Origin of the sequence: Aquimarina sp. MMG016, assembly GCF_018100805.1 — a bacterium.
In the GTDB taxonomy this organism is placed as follows: Bacteria; Bacteroidota; Bacteroidia; order Flavobacteriales; family Flavobacteriaceae; genus Aquimarina.
Window position 1 is genome coordinate 173,713 of the sequence record NZ_JAGJEA010000003.1, and the last position, 18,072, is coordinate 191,784.

16 protein-coding genes are annotated in these 18,072 nt (G+C 33.3%); 8 read left to right on the plus strand and 8 right to left on the minus strand.

Translation table 11 applies throughout. The features are described 5' to 3' along the window. Positions 1 to 17: 17 nt before the first annotated feature. Together J8M14_RS07100 and J8M14_RS07105 are read right to left on the minus strand one after the other, a co-directional pair. Positions 18 to 1,460, minus strand: coding sequence for a choice-of-anchor B family protein (locus J8M14_RS07100; RefSeq protein ID WP_211073902.1), 1,443 nt, complete (start codon positions 1,458 to 1,460; stop codon positions 18 to 20). A gap of 74 nt (positions 1,461 to 1,534) precedes the next feature. Then, positions 1,535 to 2,767: a choice-of-anchor B family protein gene (locus tag J8M14_RS07105; protein WP_211073903.1), complete on the minus strand. Its 1,233-nt coding sequence runs from the start codon at positions 2,765 to 2,767 to the stop codon at positions 1,535 to 1,537. 195 nt (positions 2,768 to 2,962) lie between these two features. Here J8M14_RS07105 and J8M14_RS07110 point away from each other — a divergent pair, with 195 nt between their 5' ends. Continuing rightward, positions 2,963 to 3,496 carry a hypothetical protein gene (locus J8M14_RS07110; RefSeq protein WP_211073904.1) on the plus strand — a complete coding sequence of 178 codons (534 nt, stop codon included), beginning with the start codon at positions 2,963 to 2,965 and terminating at the stop codon, positions 3,494 to 3,496. Between the two features lie 191 nt (positions 3,497 to 3,687). Beyond that, positions 3,688 to 4,734 (plus strand): thiamine-phosphate kinase, encoded by a 1,047-nt coding sequence (gene thiL / locus J8M14_RS07115; RefSeq protein WP_211073905.1) that lies wholly within the window; start codon positions 3,688 to 3,690, stop codon positions 4,732 to 4,734. On the opposite strand, the gene J8M14_RS07120 is transcribed toward thiL, so the two are convergent. Next, positions 4,735 to 5,004, minus strand: coding sequence for a hypothetical protein (locus J8M14_RS07120; RefSeq protein WP_211073906.1), 270 nt, complete (start codon positions 5,002 to 5,004; stop codon positions 4,735 to 4,737). 198 nt (positions 5,005 to 5,202) lie between these two features. Beyond that, entirely contained in the window at positions 5,203 to 5,997 is a 795-nt protein-coding gene (locus J8M14_RS07125; RefSeq protein ID WP_247672576.1) for an alpha/beta hydrolase, read from the minus strand. 49 nt (positions 5,998 to 6,046) lie between these two features. Here J8M14_RS07125 and brnQ point away from each other — a divergent pair, with 49 nt between their 5' ends. Together brnQ and J8M14_RS07135 are read left to right on the plus strand one after the other, a co-directional pair. Beyond that, a complete protein-coding gene (gene brnQ / locus J8M14_RS07130; RefSeq protein WP_211073907.1) occupies positions 6,047 to 7,321 on the plus strand; it encodes a branched-chain amino acid transport system II carrier protein in 1,275 nt (424 codons plus the stop codon). A gap of 149 nt (positions 7,322 to 7,470) precedes the next feature. Continuing rightward, positions 7,471 to 8,811: a cytochrome c peroxidase gene (locus J8M14_RS07135; RefSeq protein WP_211073908.1), complete on the plus strand. Its 1,341-nt coding sequence runs from the start codon at positions 7,471 to 7,473 to the stop codon at positions 8,809 to 8,811. On the opposite strand, the gene J8M14_RS07140 is transcribed toward J8M14_RS07135, so the two are convergent. Together J8M14_RS07140 and J8M14_RS07145 are read right to left on the minus strand one after the other, a co-directional pair. Then, on the minus strand, positions 8,808 to 9,191 hold the full coding sequence (locus tag J8M14_RS07140; protein WP_211073909.1) for a VOC family protein: 384 nt from the start codon (positions 9,189 to 9,191) through the stop codon (positions 8,808 to 8,810). The two genes, J8M14_RS07135 and J8M14_RS07140, sit on opposite strands and share 4 nt — an antisense overlap. 120 nt (positions 9,192 to 9,311) lie before the next feature. Further along, positions 9,312 to 10,607, minus strand: coding sequence for an aminopeptidase P family protein (locus J8M14_RS07145; RefSeq protein ID WP_211073910.1), 1,296 nt, complete (start codon positions 10,605 to 10,607; stop codon positions 9,312 to 9,314). 134 nt (positions 10,608 to 10,741) lie between these two features. Between J8M14_RS07145 and J8M14_RS07150 the strand changes: the two genes are divergently transcribed. From J8M14_RS07150 to J8M14_RS07165, 4 genes are all read left to right on the plus strand, one after another. Beyond that, complete coding sequence (locus tag J8M14_RS07150; protein ID WP_211073911.1) at positions 10,742 to 13,597, plus strand: glycosyl hydrolase; 2,856 nt, start codon at positions 10,742 to 10,744, stop codon at positions 13,595 to 13,597. A 96-nt stretch (positions 13,598 to 13,693) separates the two neighbouring features. Further along, complete coding sequence (locus J8M14_RS07155; RefSeq protein WP_211073912.1) at positions 13,694 to 14,089, plus strand: DUF2721 domain-containing protein; 396 nt, start codon at positions 13,694 to 13,696, stop codon at positions 14,087 to 14,089. 44 nt (positions 14,090 to 14,133) lie between these two features. Continuing rightward, positions 14,134 to 15,585 carry a PAS domain-containing sensor histidine kinase gene (locus J8M14_RS07160; RefSeq protein WP_211073913.1) on the plus strand — a complete coding sequence of 484 codons (1,452 nt, stop codon included), beginning with the start codon at positions 14,134 to 14,136 and terminating at the stop codon, positions 15,583 to 15,585. An 18-nt stretch (positions 15,586 to 15,603) separates the two neighbouring features. Then, positions 15,604 to 16,020, plus strand: a complete 417-nt coding sequence (locus J8M14_RS07165; RefSeq protein WP_211073914.1) for a response regulator — start codon at positions 15,604 to 15,606, stop codon at positions 16,018 to 16,020. A gap of 46 nt (positions 16,021 to 16,066) precedes the next feature. Here J8M14_RS07165 and pyk read toward each other — a convergent pair whose 3' ends face one another. Both pyk and J8M14_RS07175 read right to left on the minus strand, forming a co-directional pair. Continuing rightward, the gene (pyk, locus tag J8M14_RS07170) at positions 16,067 to 17,494 is read right to left on the minus strand and encodes a pyruvate kinase (protein ID WP_211073915.1); all 1,428 of its coding nucleotides are present in this window, start codon (positions 17,492 to 17,494) and stop codon (positions 16,067 to 16,069) included. Next, positions 17,494 to 17,985, minus strand: coding sequence for an IPExxxVDY family protein (locus J8M14_RS07175; RefSeq protein ID WP_211073916.1), 492 nt, complete (start codon positions 17,983 to 17,985; stop codon positions 17,494 to 17,496). Before J8M14_RS07175 ends, pyk begins: the two co-directional genes overlap by 1 nt. Positions 17,986 to 18,072: the final 87 nt, after the last annotated feature.

Here is an 18,072-nt window from a genome sequence, read left to right on the forward strand (position 1 = left end):
TAAGACCAGATTATTTCCTATTCAATAATCAGTTTTTTAGCGAAGTTATCATTAATTCGGACTACATAAATACCTGTGGTATAATCAAAAGTAAAAGTAGTACTGCTTATTGGTGTGTCGAAGTTTTTCACTTCATCTATTTTATTTCCCAAAATATCATAGATCTCTACTTTTTCGAGCTGAAATCCATTTCTACCATTAATTGTAAGTATTGAGGTTGCAGGATTAGGAAACATAGAAAAATTAGAATTCGTAGAAAAACTAGGTGTGCTTAATGTATTACTCTCACGTACTAGAAAAAAACCACCTTCAATGTCGCTTATTACAATATTTTCGCTATCAAAATAAGGATATACATTCCATACCCCGTTAAATGCAGCTGCATTGCTAGAAGGATAGGTGTCAAACGAACCTATTTCAGTTATACTTTTATTAGCAATATCAGATATATCAATAACTCTAAAACCTGCTCGATAATTAGCTAAATAAAACTTATCTCCTTTTACATAACCATTATGGTCAATTGCGGCCGTAGGCCCTGAATAAATCATATGCTGCTTAGGAAGGTCCAAATCTGTAAAATCAAAAATTACGGTGCGTGTATTAAATCCTACCCCTTGCTCATCAGTTTCATCTCCAAGAATAAAATACCTCTGATCTTCGGTGAACCAGCCTTGATGAGTATATCCTATATCAGAATACTTAATTGTAGATATTGTAACAGGGTTTGACTTATTTGTGATATCAGCAATTACAACTTCAATTTCATTGCTTCCTATCAAGATTTCACGCCCAGTATAATCATTATCTGGACCATTATAAACTACTACTTGTGCATCATGACTATAAGCTCTATCTCCACCAGAAAGAAAACCTCCTGCTGCAATAGGGTTCTTGGGATCCTGAATATTAATAAATACCGGACCCCCTTTATAGGTTCCTGATCTACTGGTTCCTACTGCATATGCATAGCCTGTATCTTCATTGATTACAATATTATGTGCACTACCAAAACCTGTAAAACGTTTATCCGCAGTAAAAGTTTGAGGTGGATTAGAAACATTTCGTAATCTGGTAAGATCAAAAACTTGCATTCCATGACCAGAAGCTTCACTGACGATAAAAGCATGATTACTATATACTTTTACATCCCTCCAATCACTATTACCAGTCGCTGTTGGTAATTTACCCAGGTATACAGGACTAATAGGATCAGAAATATCTATAAATGCAGTTCCATTATTTAATCCAATAATTGCATACTCCTTCCCATCTTGTGGATCAGTCCAACCCCAACTATCATTACCTGCTCCAGCGTTCATCGTTGAGAGCGGAATATGTGACATTAGGTCATAATTATTACATGGATAGGAACCTGCAAAACCGTTATCACAGATTGTTTGAGATTGTAATTGTATAGATAAAATTCCTAATAATAGGTATAAGTATTGTGTCTTCATTTTTAAAACCCTTAAAAATAATTAGTTGAGTTTTTTGATAACGACACGATAAGGAAAAAAGTATAATAAGGAAATTATTGAGAACTCTCTTTAAGTAATAAAAAACCAGAATTAATATCACTCACTACAATATTTCCACTATCAAAATAAGGATATACATTCCATACCCCATCGAAACTCGCTGCATTATTGTTAGGAAATGTATCAAAATAGGCTGTTTCGGTCATATTTTTGTTACCAATATCCGAAATATCAATAACTCTAATACCTGATGTATAATTTGCCAAATAAAACTTATCCCCTTTTACATAACCATTATGATCGATAGATGAATTAGATCCATCATAACTCATATGCAACACGGGTTTATCCAGATCTGTAAAGTCAAAAACTATTGTTCGTGTATTAAATCCAATACGTTGTTCATCAAATTCATCGCCTAATAAGAAATATTTTTGATCTTCTGTGAACCAACCTTGATGCGCATATCCTACATTAGAATAGCTTATAGTGGAAATCGTTACTGGATTGCTTTTATCTGTGATATCCGCTATTACAACTTCAATTTCATTGCTTCCTATTAAGACTTCTTTTCCTGTATAATCTGCATCTGGCCCACTATACGTTACTACCTGTGCATCGTGACTGTAAGGTTCATTTCCTCCAGAAAAACCTCCGAAAGCAACAGGGTTTAAAGGATCTTGAATATTAATAAATACAGGACCTCCTTTAAGAGGACCAGATCTACTTGTTCCTACTGCATATGCAAAGCCAGAATCCTCATTAATTACTATGTTATGGGCACTTCCAAAATCAGTAAAATGTGTATCTACTGTAAAAGTTTGCGGAGGATTAGTAACATTTCGCAATCTGGTAAGATCAAAAACCTGCATTCCATGATTTGAGGCCTCACTTACAACAAATGCATGATTATTATATACTTTAACATCTCTCCATTTACTACTTACCGTTGCTGTTGGTAATTTCCCTAAATACACAGGTGTCTCTGGAGTAGAAATATCTATAAAGGCGGTTCCATTATCTAATCCCATAATAACATATTCCTTTCCATCCTGCGGATCAGTCCATCCCCAACTATCATTTCCTTCAGTTGCTCCCATATCTGTTAGAGATATTCTAGAGACAAGTTCCATTCCATTACAGGGGTAAACTCCTTCACAAAGATTAGAACTAACCGGAGGGTTCGTAGGATTTGGTGGGTTTATAGTACCATTATCATCATTACTGCACATAATACAAAACACACCAATACATAGCACTAAAATAAGTCTGAGCAATTTTTTCATGATTTTCCCTTTTTATCAAAAATACCAAACTTTTCCGGTATTATTTAAGTAACGTTCAATTTAAAAAACTATTTCACAAGGGTTTATCAAAGAATCGTAAATATTTAAGAAAGGAAACTTCCTTTTTAAAAGAACTGGGGGTAACAAAATTTTGATGTTTTTGATATAAGAGTATAAAACACAAAAACTTTTATCATGAAAACAAAAATTTTAAAAACTGTATTGGCAATTGTGCTCTTATCATCAATAAGTTGTACTAAAGGAGATGATATTATAATTGTAGATCCATCTATCACTTCATACGAAAAACAAGGATCCTGGGATTGCAACCAATCAGAAAGCTGCGAAGATGTGTATTCTTTTAATTTTAAAAAGGGAGCCAAAGTTTTGATAATAATAGAAGACGTTTCTGGTAACTCTGTTGTAGCAACAAAAGTATCTAAAGCGTTATCTGATATTAATTTACTTATTGATAACGACACCAACTATTTAAGTTGCAAACAACAAGATGAAGACGTAAAATATAAGACCATAATAATTCCAGAAGATGGAACATACAATATAGCTGTAGCTAGAGATTGGGGAAAAAGTGCTGGAGCTACTGGTGACTATACAATAAAGATAACATCAGACATTTCATTTATAGACAATCTAGCTATAAGTGATGATACTATCAATGCTAATTATGAAAGAAAATGTGTTATTGATGTTATTCTGCTCCCATTATAGAGAAATCAGGATACCGTCTTCATATTCAACTACATTGTATTAGCCCATTAAGTATTCAGCGGATATATAGCTTTTGAATTCTAAGAGAGCCCTGTAGAGTTAAACTCCACAATGTGGATTAAATATATAAATATCCCGAAAAATTGGGATATTTATATATTACGACAACATTGTTAGCTACCTTTGCACTTATGATTGAAGACAAAAATACATCTCGAACACAACTATCAGAATTAGGAGAGTTCGGACTTATTGATCATCTGACCAAAAATTTTAAGATCACTCAGAATTCTACCATCCTTGGTATTGGTGATGATGCTGCTGTTTTGGATTTTAAAGACAAGAAATGTGTAGTCTCTACAGATTTGTTAGTAGAAGGTGTTCATTTTGATCTCACCTATGTGCCTCTAAAACATCTTGGGTATAAAGCCGTAATGGTAAATTTATCAGATATATACGCTATGAATGCCACTGCTACACAAATCACGGTATCTATAGCTGTATCTAATAGATTCCCTCTAGAGGCCTTAGAAGAATTATATTCAGGAATACAAACCGCGGCAAAAATATATGGCATTGATGTTGTTGGAGGGGATACTACCTCATCAACTACCGGCCTACTTATCAGTATTACTGCTATGGGACATGCTAATGAATCGGATTTGGTATATCGAAGCGGTGCTGGGGATAATGATTTATTAGTAGTTTCAGGAGATCTTGGGGCTGCCTACCTAGGTCTTCAGGTATTAGAAAGAGAAAAACAAGTTTTTGATGTAAATCCAAGTTCGCAACCAGACCTTGATCAGTACACATACCTTATAGAAAGACAGCTTAAACCTGAAGCAAGAAAGGACATTCCGGAATTGCTAAAAGCATTAGAAGTAAAACCTACCAGTATGATTGATATTAGCGATGGATTATCTTCAGAAGTTATTCACTTATGTAAACAATCTAAGGTTGGAGTTAATTTATATGAAGAAAAAATACCTTTAGATCCTGCTGTAATCTCTACTTGCGAAGAGTTTAAACTAAATAGTACAACTGTTGCCCTTAATGGCGGAGAAGATTATGAATTATTATTTACAATTAAGCAGGAAGATTTTCCTAAAATCAAAGCTAATCCTAACCTTACGGTAATAGGTCACATGACGGACGAGAAAAGCGGTATTGGTTTAGTAACCAGAGCAAATGAGAAGATTCAATTACAAGCTCAGGGGTGGAATCCAATAAAAGAATAATTATGATGCAGCCTGAAATGTAGTATTGTTTTTACTTTTAGCTATTTTCTTAGCATGTACAGAAGCTAAAGCATCATTAATTTCTTTTAATTTAGGAGTCATTACTTCTAATCTTCCTCTGCTATTTGTAGTAACTTGCTCTTTGCAATGAGAACAAGTATATTCTTTTATATGATGTGTTACACTTTTAGAAAACACATAATTGTGACCAAAAAGAGAACAGTAAATTTTTGAGAAAGAAAATGACGAATGTGGGGTAGATTTCTTCATCGTAATAGGGGTTAAATATTCATTATCAATACAATAATAATAATAAAATTCTTATTAATCAGCGTTTTGTAAGAAAAATTTATGGTAAAACCCTGATTTTTAACTAAAAACCCTATTTTTATGTGTTTTTTACCTATAAAAAATGTATTTCATCCTTTTTAACCAACCATTTTACCGCATCTAAAACAAAAATAAATGTTATGGTTTTACAGCTAACTTTATACTAAAAAACTCTTGAAGTCTTTCTAAAAAATCCTCTTTATTTTCTATATATGTCATATGCCCTCCATCAAAAGATATAAGGTCAATCTTACATGTTTTTACTTCTTCAAGGTTTTGATTATAATTTAATACCGGATCTTTCTCTCCGGCAAAAATTACTTTAGGTTTTTTAAAACTCTTAAGGATAAGTCTATAATCTTTTCTTTCTTTCATTCCTTCAAGAGCAGAGATAATTCCTTGCAAAGAAGTTTTTGACGCTGCTTCCTTAATAAATTCAATTTCTTTTTCAAAAACTAATCTATTTTCTTCTGCAAAAAGGTTAGCTATCGCCATACTAGTATAAGCATCGGGATTTTTCTTTACCACCTCAATTGCACGTGTTCTATTTATTTTTCGTTCTTCACTATCCGGATAAGAAGTAGAATTCAGCAAAACTAGACCCGAAACTAATTCAGGAAAAAGATCTATAAAAGCCAATGAAACGTACCCTCCCATAGAATGGCCTAAGAATATGGCTTGAGAAATCTCTAAATGATCCAATATCGCTTTTACAGCTTCTGCCATACTTTCCATAGTATGTATATACCCAAGACATTCCGTTTTCCCGTGGCCTAATAAGTCTATTGTGATGCACTGATATGAATCTATAAAATGAGGCGTAATACTCTTCCACATTGTAGCATTCTCTAGAAATCCATGTAGAAATACAACAGGCACTCCTTGACCATCAGTTGTATAATTTATTTTAATTTTTTTGTATGCTAAAGTCATTATATTGCAAAGGTAAATTCTTAAAGATCGAACTTAAAATTATTTGTAGATGAAATTTAACAAAGAAACCTTCATTGCCGGATTTGCACTATTTTCTATGTTTTTTGGCGCTGGCAATCTCATTTTACCACCTAATCTTGGGTTTAAATCCGGTGACATGTGGTTATGGGTAACTTTAGGGTTTGTTATTTCTGCAGTGGTACTTCCCCTTCTTGGAATCTTTGCACATGCCAGATTACAAGGAACGATGTTGGATTTTGGTAAAAAAGTGTCACCGACCTTCAGTTTGATTTATTGCTTTATTGTATATGCAATTTCCATATCCTTACCTTCACCCAGAACAGCTTCAGTAACCCATGAGATGGCAATTCAACCATTTTTTGGTACTAGTTCTTTGCTTACAAGTACATTATACTTCGCTTTAGTATTGTTTTTTGTACTTAATCGTTCTAAAATATTGAATATCCTAGGAAAATTTTTAACTCCAATTATATTTATTGTTATCCTTAGTATTATATGTATTGGTATTTTTTCTTCACATCTACCCATGAATCCTTCAGAATTCGAGACACCTGTAATCAGTGGATTGCTTGAAGGTTATCAGACTTTTGACGCAATCGGAGCTGTTGTCGTTGGTGGTGTAATTATTATTTCACTTAGGTTAAAAGGTCAACATAGCTTCGAGCACAACAAAAGTTTAATAAGAAAATCCGGAATCATTGCCGGTATTGGGCTTTTTCTTGTTTATGCCGGACTAATCTATAATGGAGCTTTGTTTAATACTACTTTTGAAAAAGACATCACCAGAACTGAATTACTATCAGGTTTAAGCTTGCAAACTCTAGGAAGTATTGGCAATACCTTTTTAAGTGTCTTGGTTTCTCTGGCTTGTTTTACGACCGCTGTTGGAATTGTAACAGGTACTGCAGATTTTATCAAAGGCGTTTTTAAAGAATCTCAACCCGCTTATATCATAACCGCTGTTTTCGGGTGTTTGCTAGGCATTTTAATGGGGCAATTAGATGTACACGATATTATCGTGGTAGCTATCCCCGCTCTAATGTTTATTTACCCAATTACCATTATTTTGATCTTACTGAATGTATTACCTGAAAAAATGAGCTCACAGTTAATTTTTAGAGGAGTTGTTATTACAACAATTATATTCAGTTTACCTGATTTTCTGGCTTCTATAGGATTCAAAGAACAAGTGCAACCTATAATGGATATAATTCCTTTAGGTAATTATAGTTTGGCTTGGCTATTACCAGCTTTATTGGTTTTTGTACTTATGAATATTTTTTTGTTTTACAGAAATAAATAAAGAGTATTAATTAGTATATATGTTCTTAAAGCATTTTTCAACTCAAAGTTTTAAGGGTAAAAGCCCCTTTCACAGCTATATGGTTTTTACTAATTTCGTCTCAGAAAACAACTAACAATTACAAACCATATTTTATACCCAAGAAGTCTATGAGAAAAATAATTACTCTTAGTCTTAGTACATTATTTTTATTTTCTTGTGCTAATGACGATTATCAACCTATTCCTTCTAATCTTGATAGTGAATTAGAAAAACTTCTACTTGATGTATCAAATGGGGCAGGAAAATCTTTTTTCATACTACCTGATAGTGAAGATTACTCAAAAATTCCTCAAGACCCTTTAAATCCAATAACTAAAGAAAAAGTTGTGCTGGGTCAACTTCTTCTTCATGAAACAGCAACAGGAGGAAATCCTAAGCTTGATAACATGAAAGCTACTTATTCTTGTGCCTCATGTCATCAAGCTGCTGCCGGTTTTAGTTCAGGATTACGCCAAGGAATTGGTGAATGTGGCATTGGGTTTGGATTAAAAGGAGAAAAAAGAATAATTGATAATCAAGTGCCTGTAGATTCAGTAGACATACAACCTCTAAGATCTCCCACTATCCTTAATGTTGCTTACCAAGATGTTATGCTTTGGAACGGGCAATTTGGTGGTACAGGAACCAATTCTGGAACAGAAGCTAATTGGGATAATATTCCAGAAAATTTTGAAGGTTTTCAAGGAATAGAAGTTCAAGCTATAAAAGGGCAAAATGTTCATCGCTTGTTGATAGATGAAAGCTTTGTAAACACTTATGGATATAAAACATTATTTGATCAAGCCTACTCAAACTTACCTGAAGCTGAACGTTACACTACTAAAACAGCTGCCTTAGCTATCGCTGCATATGAGCGAACACTTTTGGCAAATAAATCTCCGTGGCAAGAATGGTTAAGGGGTAATAACGAAGTTTTAAGTGACAGTGAGAAAAAAGGAGCGATTGCCTTTTTTGGTAAAGGAAAATGTTACGAATGTCATACTGGTCCGGCATTAAATGATAAAAACTTCTATGCTTTTGGAATGGGCGATTTTGATAATTCTAACGGAGCAACAGTTTTAGCAAGTGTAGATTTTGAGAATATAAAGAAGGGAAGAGGCAGTTTTACGAAGAAAGCTGAAGATGACTATAAATTTAAAACACCCACACTATACAACATTGTAGATAATGGTTTTTATGGCCATGGTTCCACATTTAATTCTATAAAAGATGTAGTTATTTATAAAAATGATGGTATCCCACAAAGTACTGAAGTACCAACTGAAAACTTGGCCTCTCAATTTGGAAACATCAATTTAACTGATGAAGAAATAGAAAACATCACATCTTTTATAACCAATAGTTTAAGAGATCCAGATCTAAGAAGGTATGTACCTGAACAGGTTAATTCAGGTAACTGTTTTCCTAATAATGATGAAAGCTCGCAAGTTGATTTAGGCTGTGATTAATTTAAAGTAGCAATCCACCAAGTATTCCCGAATGGATCAAGAAAACCTGCTCCCCGAGCTTCATAGTCTTCTTCCATAGGCTCCATAAGAGATTTAGCTCCTGCATCAATGGCATTATAATATGTTTGATCTGTATCTTTAACATACACATACATAGAAGTGCGCTGGGCAGGATAAGATTTCGTTGCTTCCGAAATCATGATTGTAGCATCTCCAATCATAACTTCAGAATGTTGAATTTTATAATCTGTATCAACCTTTCTGATCATTTCTTGGGCATTAAAGATTTTTCTGATAAAATCGATAAAATCTTCAGCTTTATCCACTACCAGATATGGCATGGCCTGTTGATGCCCGGCAGTAATTTTCATTCGTTTCATGACTAAGTTTTATGCTTTTTGATATTCAACGAATATTTGGCTCAAAATATTCTATGAGTAACAAAAAAACCTTGAAAGTATTAGCTTTCAAGGTTTGCATTTTTTAATCATATATCGGATCTATGACCTGTTCATCAACTCTTCGATCTCCTCTGCTTCAATAGGTATATTAGCCATCAGGTTAAAAGGCTCTCCTTTTTCCCGAATCACAACATCATCTTCTAATCTGACTCCAAATCCCTCATCTGGAATATAAATTCCAGGTTCAACAGTAAATACCATATTTGCCTGCATTGGTTCTGTTAGAATACCATAATCGTGCGTATCCAGCCCTATATGATGTGATGTACCGTGCATAAAATACTTTTTATATGCAGGCCACTCGGGATCTTCTTTTTTTACATCAGCTTTATCAATCAACCCTAATCCTAATAATTCTGAAGTCATTATTTTACCTACTTCTACATGATAATCTGCCCAAATAGTTCCTGGCACCAACATATTGGTTGCCTCATTTTTCACCCTTAATACAGCATCGTATACTTCTCTCTGACGTTTGGTATACTTTCCTGAAACCGGAATGGTACGTGATAAATCACTAGAATAATTAGCATACTCCGCAGCAATATCCATTAGGATAAGATCTCCTTCTTTACATTGCTGATTGTTTTCTATATAATGTAATACGTTAGCATTATTACCACTGGCAATAATTGGTGTATAAGCAAAACCTTTAGATCTATTATTTACAAATTCGTGTAATAACTCAGCTTCAATATTATATTCCCAAACTCCAGGTTTTACAAAACCTAGAAGTCTACGGAATCCTTTTTCGGTAATATTACAAGCCGTTTGCATCAATTCGATCTCGATTGGATCTTTTACAGAACGTAATCGTTGCAAAATTGGATTACTCTTAGCCACAGAATGTGCAGGATATTTGGCTTTCCACCATTTAGTAAAACGATCTTCACGGGTTTCGGTCTCTACATTAGATCGATAGTGCTCATTAGTATTTACATACACTGTGTCACATTGTGTCATGATCTCAAAGAAAATCTTCTCCAAATCCTGAAGCCAATACACCGTTTTGATCCCTGAAACCTCAAGAGCACGTGCTTTTGTTAATTTTTCTCCTTCCCAAACTGCAATTAATTCGCTTGTTTCCTTTAAAAACAGCATTTCACGATGTTTTTCATTGGGAGCATCAGGAAACAATACCAGAATACTTTCTTCCTGATCCACACCACTCAAATAAAAAATATCTCGATGCTGTTCAAAAGGCATAGTACTGTCAGCACTAATAGGATAAATATCATTACTATTAAAAACCGCAATACTATTGGGTTTCATCTTGGCAGTAAAATTTTTACGATTCTTAATAAAGAGTTTGTTATCTATTTGGTGATATTTCATTTCCGAGAAATTTTGATAATCTTTGAATTTTCCCAAAAATACTAAAGCATAAAGGATGTATTGTTAAACAATATGTAAAAATTTTGACTTTGTTTTAATAGTATATACTTTCCGCATTGATAAATAATCATCATATGAAGTCACCTTTCTTATTTTATTCTTTACTATATATAACCACATCTATTTTTGCACAACAACCTGCTTCTAATTCGGAAGCTGTTCAAAAAGCTTTACTTCAAAAAAAACAAATGGAGGCTTCTTCAATTGTGCAACATGTTCCTTTTGAAAATATCGGGCCTTCTGTTATGAGTGGTCGTGTAGTAGATGTAGATGTAAACCCCAATAATACTGCTGAATTTTATGTAGGATATGCCTCCGGTGGATTATGGCATACTATAAATAACGGAACTACTTTCGACCCAATTCTAGATACTGCAGAAACAATTAATGTAGGGGACATTGCTGTAGATTGGACTAACGGTACAATCTGGGTGGGAACAGGTGAAAATAATTCGTCTAGGTCATCATATGCTGGTACAGGAATTTTAAAATCCACAGATAAAGGAAAAACCTGGGAAAATGTAGGGTTAACAGATTCTCATCATATTGGTAGAATTATAATCAATCCTGATAATACAGAGGAAGTACTTGTTGGAGTTACAGGACATTTATATTCTAATAATGAAGAACGAGGTGTTTATAAAACTACTGATGGAGGAAAAACCTGGAAGAAAACACTTTTTATAAATAGTGGAACTGGAATCATTGATCTGGCATATACGCCTAATAATTTTAATATCATATATGCTGCAGCTTGGGATAAAGATAGAAAAGCTTGGAATTTTGAAGGTAATGGATCGGGGTCAGGAATCTATAAAAGTGAAGATGCAGGAAAGACTTGGAAGAAAATTTCTGTTGAAGGAAGTGGTTTTCCCACTGGAGAAGGTGTTGGACGAATAGGCATAGCGGTTTTTGATGAAAACACAGTATATGTTGTGCATGATAATCAGTTTAGAAGAGAGAAAGATAATTCTGATGAAAAAGATAGTTCTCGATTAGATAAAGAAGATTTTAAAACCATGTCTAAAGAAGATTTTCTGAATCTTGATGACAAAAAACTAAACGTATTTCTTAAAACTAATAATTTTCAGGAGAAATATAGATCCGAAAACATCAAACAATTAGTCCGAAGCGGCACGGTTGAACCTATAGACTTAGCAAAATATCTGGAAGATGCCAATTCTATGCTTTTTGATACACCTGTAATTGGTGCTGAAGTATATAGAAGTGATGATGCCGGTAAAACCTGGAAAAAAACTCATGATGAGTATCTCGATGATATCTTTTACAGCTATGGATATTACTTTGCGCAAATTGCGGTAAGTCCAAAAAACAAAGATCACGTTTATATTGCCGGAGTTCCTATCCTGAAATCTAAAGATGGAGGAAAAACATTTAAAAGTATTAATGGTAAAAATGTTCACGTGGATCATCATTCTATATGGATTAATCCAAAAAACCCAAATCACCTAATTAATGGTAATGACGGAGGAGTGAATATTTCTTTTGATGATGGTGAGAATTGGATTAAGGCTAATCAGCCAAATGTTGGTCAGTTTTATGCCATTAATGTTGATAACTCAACACCATATAATGTCTATGGAGGATTACAAGATAATGGCGTATGGGTAGGCCCAAATAATGCAGAACAAGATGTTTCCTGGCATCAAAGTGGTAACTATCCTTGGGATCGTATCCTGGGTGGAGATGGGATGCAAGTACAAATTGATAACAGAGATACTAACATTGTATATACTGGGTTTCAATTCGGAAATTATTTTAGGATCAACCGATCAACCGATGAGCAAACCTTTATTCAGCCAAAACACGAATTAGGAGAATCACCATATCGATTTAATTGGCAAACTCCCATTTTATTATCTTCTCATAATCAAGATATTTTATACCTAGGAGGAAATAAATTGATGCGATCAATGAATAAAGGAGATGACTGGACTGCAATTTCTAGTGATTTAACAAATGGAGGGAAAAAAGGCAATGTCGCCTACGGAACTATAACCACGATATCAGAATCACTTTCCCAATTTGGGTTACTTTATACAGGGAGTGATGACGGATTGGTATATCTAACCAAGAACTCAGGCGGGAGCTGGGAAAAGATCTCTAATGCGCTTCCAAAAGACCTTTGGGTATCAAAAGTAATTGCCTCTGCACATCATAAAAGTCGAGTGTATGTAACGCTAAATGGCTATCGATGGGATGATTTTACACCTTATGTATACTCGAGTGATAATTATGGCAAAAGTTGGAAAAACATTGGCGCAAACCTTCCTTTATCACCAGTAAATGTTATTAAAGAAGACCCTATCAATGAAAACGTTTTGTATATCGGAACTGATAATGGAGCTTATGTTTCATTTAATAAAGGAGAAAGTTGGGAGGCTTTTTCTGAAGGTATCCCAAATGTAGCCGTACATGATTTGGTAATTCACGAAGAAACCGGAGACTTATTATTAGGAACACACGGTAGAAGTATTTATAAAACTAACATCAAACCTCTTCAGAATTTAAACAAAGAAATCCTAAATACACCTTTGTATATCTTCGATATTCCTTCAGCAAAGTGGTCAGAGCGTTGGGGTAATACCTGGAGCAAATGGCTAGAAGCCTATGAACCATCAAAAACAATTAAGTTCTTCACCTTACAACCGAGAGAAATCCAAATCAAAATTACTATAGATGATGGTAAAGTATTACAGGAATTTACTACCAAGGCGGATAAAGGAATTAATTATACTAATTACGATCTTACTATCTCTAAAAAAGGTAAAAAAATTCTTGAAAAAGAATTCCCAGATGAAAAGATTTCTAAAAGCAAGAATGATAAATATTATCTTCCTGTAGGAACATATAAGGTATACATTACGGATGGAAAATTAAATAAAGAAGTAAGTTTCGAGGTTAATTAATTTATGTTGTTCACCTCTGTTAAGCTAAAATCATTAGACTAACTATTAAGAGTATTAACTTTTAGCCTAAATTAGTGTTACAAAAAATACATCTTTATGGTTCTTACTATGAGTATTCCAGCATTATTATTTCCTGCCATATCTTTGACTATGCTAGCTTATAACGCAAGATACTTAGCTATTGCTGCTTTAATCAGACAGTTGCATAGTGAATATTTAACCACTCCCTCAAAAAACACAGGTTTGCAGATCAAAAATTTGCGAAAAAGATTATGGTTGATACGAAATATGCAAGCTATTGCTATTATCAGTTTTCTCACTAGTGTAGTTACTATGTTCCTGTTATATGTTGAAAAAATGGAATTGGCCAATATCATATTTGGTATTAGCTTATTTGCTTTGATGATTTCATTGTTTTTATCGTTCATAGAGGTCCAAATTTCAACCAAAGCCTTATCAATAAGATTAGACAAAATCGAAGAAAATAATTAGAAATTCTTATATTGTTAGAACCTTTCTTTTTAATTAAATCTTTAATGCTTCAAAATGAACTCTTTAATAATGTAATGCGAGATTTCAATACGGGTTATTGGGAGTTACATAGTGATCCGCATAAAGAAATCTGGTCAGAGAAATTTTATAAAATTTTAAGTTATAAAAAAGAAGAGGTTGAGGCTAACATTGATTATTTTTTAAATAATTTAATCCATAAAGATGACCTAGAGGTTTTTAGAGATAATTTTCTTAATTACCAAAGAAACAGTATTGATTTCAAGCAACATATAAAAATCTTAAATAAACAGGGAGAATATCAATTGTTTAGATGTAGCACTAATGATGAACTGCCTGTAAACATAAAATCTGAAATCAATTTTATATTTTTTTTTGAAATAATATTAGAACCTAGTCAGACAATTACCAGAGATAATTTTTATTACAAAGAAACAGCCCAGATGACTTCTACTGGAAGTTGGTATGTTGATTTTATAAAAAAAGAGAGCTTTTGGGATTTCGAAACCAGAAGAATACTAGAATACCCAGACGACTATATCCCATCACTAAAAGATTCTGCAAGTTATTATGCAGAAGATTGTGTACAACAAGCCGCCGATTTATTCTTTAACTGCGCTATGGTTGGCACTCCATTCAATACCGAAATCAAAATGGTTACTGCCAATAAAAGAGTATTTTGGGTTAGAGCAATTGGTAAACCTGTTTATAATGAAAATAAAGAAATCATTGGTGTAAGAGGGGTTTTTCAGGATATAGATGATATCAAAAGAAAAGAATTAAGATTACAACGTTCTATGGATATTATTGCCTCTCAAAACTCACGGTTATTTAATTTTGCGCATATTGTATCTCATAATTTAAGATCTCATACCAGCAATTTATCTCTATTGGTTCAATTAATAGAAGATATATCTGATCCTTCTGAGAAAATAGAATTAATTCAGGAAATAGGTCAAATCTCTACAAGTCTGAACATTACTATAGAGCATCTTAATGAGATTGTAGCTATTCATACAAATAAAGATCAGGAAAAAAAGCTGATTAGATTTGATGATACCTTAAAAATAGTAACCAGTGGTATTGGACAAATGATGAGCAATAGTAAAACAACAATTCAGAAAGACTTTAGTGAACTTGAAGAAATTAATTATATCCCAGCATATTTAGAAAGTATTTTATTGAACTTAATTACTAATGCTATAAAATACAAACATGAGGATAAAGATCCGGTTATAAATATCAAAACATACAAAATAGAGAAGAAGAAATATTTAAAAATTTCTGACAATGGCAGAGGGATTGATATGAATTTGTTTAAAGACAAAGTATTTGGGATGTATAAAACATTTCATTATAATAAAGATGCTGTCGGAATTGGTTTATTCTTAACAAAGAACCAAATTGAATCATTAAACGGAAGGATTTCTGTAGAAAGTGAAGTTAATAAGGGAACTACATTTACCATCGAATTTTAAACTCAAAATCCCCACATAATGACAAAAAACAAGGTCGAATTAGCATGCATCATTGATGATGACGATATGTACGTCAATCTCATAAAAAAGATAATAGAAGCCAAACAACTGTGTAAAAATTTGTTAGTTTTTGAAAACGGAAAAGATGCATTATATCATTTTGAAGCACTTCTGAAAAACCTGAACAGAGATAATATTCCTGAAATTATCTTTCTGGATATTAATATGCCAATTATGGATGGATGGGAATTTTTAAACAAATTTACCCAGATAAAAAACAAATTTGGAAAAGTAATCACGCTATATATTGTAAGCTCTTCAATAAATCCAGTAGATATTGAAAAAGCAAAAAATATAAATTCTGTTAAGGATTATATCATAAAACCTATTACCATAGAAGAATTAGAAGCTGTTTTTTTAAAAGAATCAGCATAAAAAAGCCTCAGTTGAGGCTTTTTTTAATTTATATTTCTAACGATATTTATACCTGAGAAATCCTTAAAGTATTTACCATACCTTTATCTACGATAGGCATTGCTGCCAAGTTAATCAACATATTACCTTTCTCCACAAATCCTTTCTCCATTGCCAATTTGTTTACATCATCTACCGTTTCATCTGTACTCACATATCTATCATAAAAAAACGCTTTTACCCCCCATAAAAGACTCAATTGCGAAAGAATTCTTTTGTTACTGGTAAACACCAGAATATGAGCACTTGGCCTCCAAGCAGAAATCTGAAATGCTGTATACCCGCTATTTGTTAATGTACAAATCGCTTTTGCATTAATATCATTTGCCATCAATGCTGCGTGATAACAAATAGATTTGGTGATAAAACGATTGGTTCTAATATGAGGTGGATTTTGGGGAACTTGTATTAAATCTGAATTTTCAACACTCTTAATCACCTTAGACATCGTTTCGATTACCTGAACAGGATATTTACCAACAGAGGTTTCACCAGACAACATTACTGCATCTGCACCATCCATTACTGAATTCGCCACGTCGTTTACCTCAGCACGCGTCGGTGTTAAGCTATCGATCATAGTTTCCATCATTTGCGTAGCGATAATCACAGGTATTCTAGCTGTTTTAGCTTTTAATACAAGTTTTTTCTGGATTAGCGGTACTTCTTGCGCAGGGATTTCTACTCCGAGATCTCCTCTGGCAACCATTAATCCATCACAATACGCAACAATCTTATCGATATTTTCTACCCCTTCAGGTTTTTCTATTTTCGCAACAATAGGTATTTTATACTCACTATGTTCCTTAATCAAGTCCTGTAACTCTATTAAATCCTGAGCATGACGTACAAAAGACAAAGCCATCCAATCTACTTCTTGACTACAAGCAAAAATAGCATCTTTAACATCTTTCTCTGTAAGTGCTGGTAGCGAAATATTAGTGTTAGGCAGATTCACTCCTTTTTTAGACTTTAGAGGTCCACCCTGTATAACTTTTGCCTTAACTACATCTTTATTATTAGTAGAAACAACTTCAAAAATCAATTTCCCATCATCAAGTAGAATTCTCTCACCAGAGTTAACATCCTTTGGAAAACTCTCATAATTCATATATACCTTCTCTGCAGTCCCTTCAAACGGTTTTCCAGTTACAAAATCAATAATATCACCGTTATTAACAACGATATCTCCCTTCATAACGCCAACCCTAAGCTTAGGACCTTGTAAATCCGCCAATATTGCCGCATTATACCCGTACTCTTCACTAAGCTCACGTATCATTTTCATCCGTTCCTTTACATCATCATAATCTGCATGAGAGAAATTAATTCTAAACACATTCACTCCTGCATCCAGCATTTGTTTCAACACTTCCTTAGTGCTAGTCGCTGGTCCAAGGGTAGCAACTATTTTAGTTCTTTTACGTTTTGGCATTATTCAAATATTAAGTTGTTCTTTGATTTAAGTTGGGTATATTCTACTGTATAAGCGGTTATTATTTGAGAAATATTAAGTAATTTGGTTACTATCGATTTATTTGAAAATTGTGATGTTTCAGTTTCTATTTTTAAGAAGTAATCCACATTTTTGAATTCTGGTATTAAGTACCTTGTAGCATAATTATCTTCTTGTACAGAAAATAATCCTTGTGCTCCCATTTGATCCAACTCAATTTTTGTTCTAAACTTATTTCCCAAAAGATTATAAGTATTGTATTGAAAACGATCTGAATACTGATATAAAGGAAAACTCGCCTCTAAATCACTATACTCAAAATTTATATCTTCCTTTTTTCTAACCAGACGTAATCCTAAATACTTATTTAATAAAAAAGCTAATCTATATGAAGCTAATGAACAGTGTATAGCTATTAACTCATAATCATCTTCCTCGAACGTATCTAAAATTAACTTCTGAATCGCCATTTTTGACATTAATTAGATCATGATCAACGCGAAATATACAAATAAATTAGGCTTACAACTTTAATAAAACCTAAAGATATTTCACGA

Bases quoted from the DNA above. Each gene is read 5' to 3' on its own strand.
- J8M14_RS07160 (WP_211073913.1), top strand. From the start codon at position 14,134: ATGCTTCAAAATGAACTCTTTAATAATGTAATGCGAGATTTCAATACG.
- J8M14_RS07155 (WP_211073912.1), top strand. From the start codon at position 13,694: ATGGTTCTTACTATGAGTATTCCAGCATTATTATTTCCTGCCATATCT.
- thiL (WP_211073905.1), top strand. From the start codon at position 3,688: ATGATTGAAGACAAAAATACATCTCGAACACAACTATCAGAATTAGGA.
- J8M14_RS07100 (WP_211073902.1), bottom strand. From the start codon at position 1,460: ATGAAGACACAATACTTATACCTATTATTAGGAATTTTATCTATACAA.
- J8M14_RS07135 (WP_211073908.1), top strand. From the start codon at position 7,471: ATGAGAAAAATAATTACTCTTAGTCTTAGTACATTATTTTTATTTTCT.
- brnQ (WP_211073907.1), top strand. From the start codon at position 6,047: ATGAAATTTAACAAAGAAACCTTCATTGCCGGATTTGCACTATTTTCT.
- J8M14_RS07125 (WP_247672576.1), bottom strand. From the start codon at position 5,997: ATGACTTTAGCATACAAAAAAATTAAAATAAATTATACAACTGATGGT.
- J8M14_RS07105 (WP_211073903.1), bottom strand. From the start codon at position 2,767: ATGAAAAAATTGCTCAGACTTATTTTAGTGCTATGTATTGGTGTGTTT.
- J8M14_RS07165 (WP_211073914.1), top strand. From the start codon at position 15,604: ATGACAAAAAACAAGGTCGAATTAGCATGCATCATTGATGATGACGAT.
- J8M14_RS07145 (WP_211073910.1), bottom strand. From the start codon at position 10,607: ATGAAATATCACCAAATAGATAACAAACTCTTTATTAAGAATCGTAAA.
- J8M14_RS07120 (WP_211073906.1), bottom strand. From the start codon at position 5,004: ATGAAGAAATCTACCCCACATTCGTCATTTTCTTTCTCAAAAATTTAC.
- J8M14_RS07150 (WP_211073911.1), top strand. From the start codon at position 10,742: ATGAAGTCACCTTTCTTATTTTATTCTTTACTATATATAACCACATCT.
- J8M14_RS07140 (WP_211073909.1), bottom strand. From the start codon at position 9,191: ATGAAACGAATGAAAATTACTGCCGGGCATCAACAGGCCATGCCATAT.
- J8M14_RS07110 (WP_211073904.1), top strand. From the start codon at position 2,963: ATGAAAACAAAAATTTTAAAAACTGTATTGGCAATTGTGCTCTTATCA.
- pyk (WP_211073915.1), bottom strand. From the start codon at position 17,494: ATGCCAAAACGTAAAAGAACTAAAATAGTTGCTACCCTTGGACCAGCG.
- J8M14_RS07175 (WP_211073916.1), bottom strand. From the start codon at position 17,985: ATGGCGATTCAGAAGTTAATTTTAGATACGTTCGAGGAAGATGATTAT.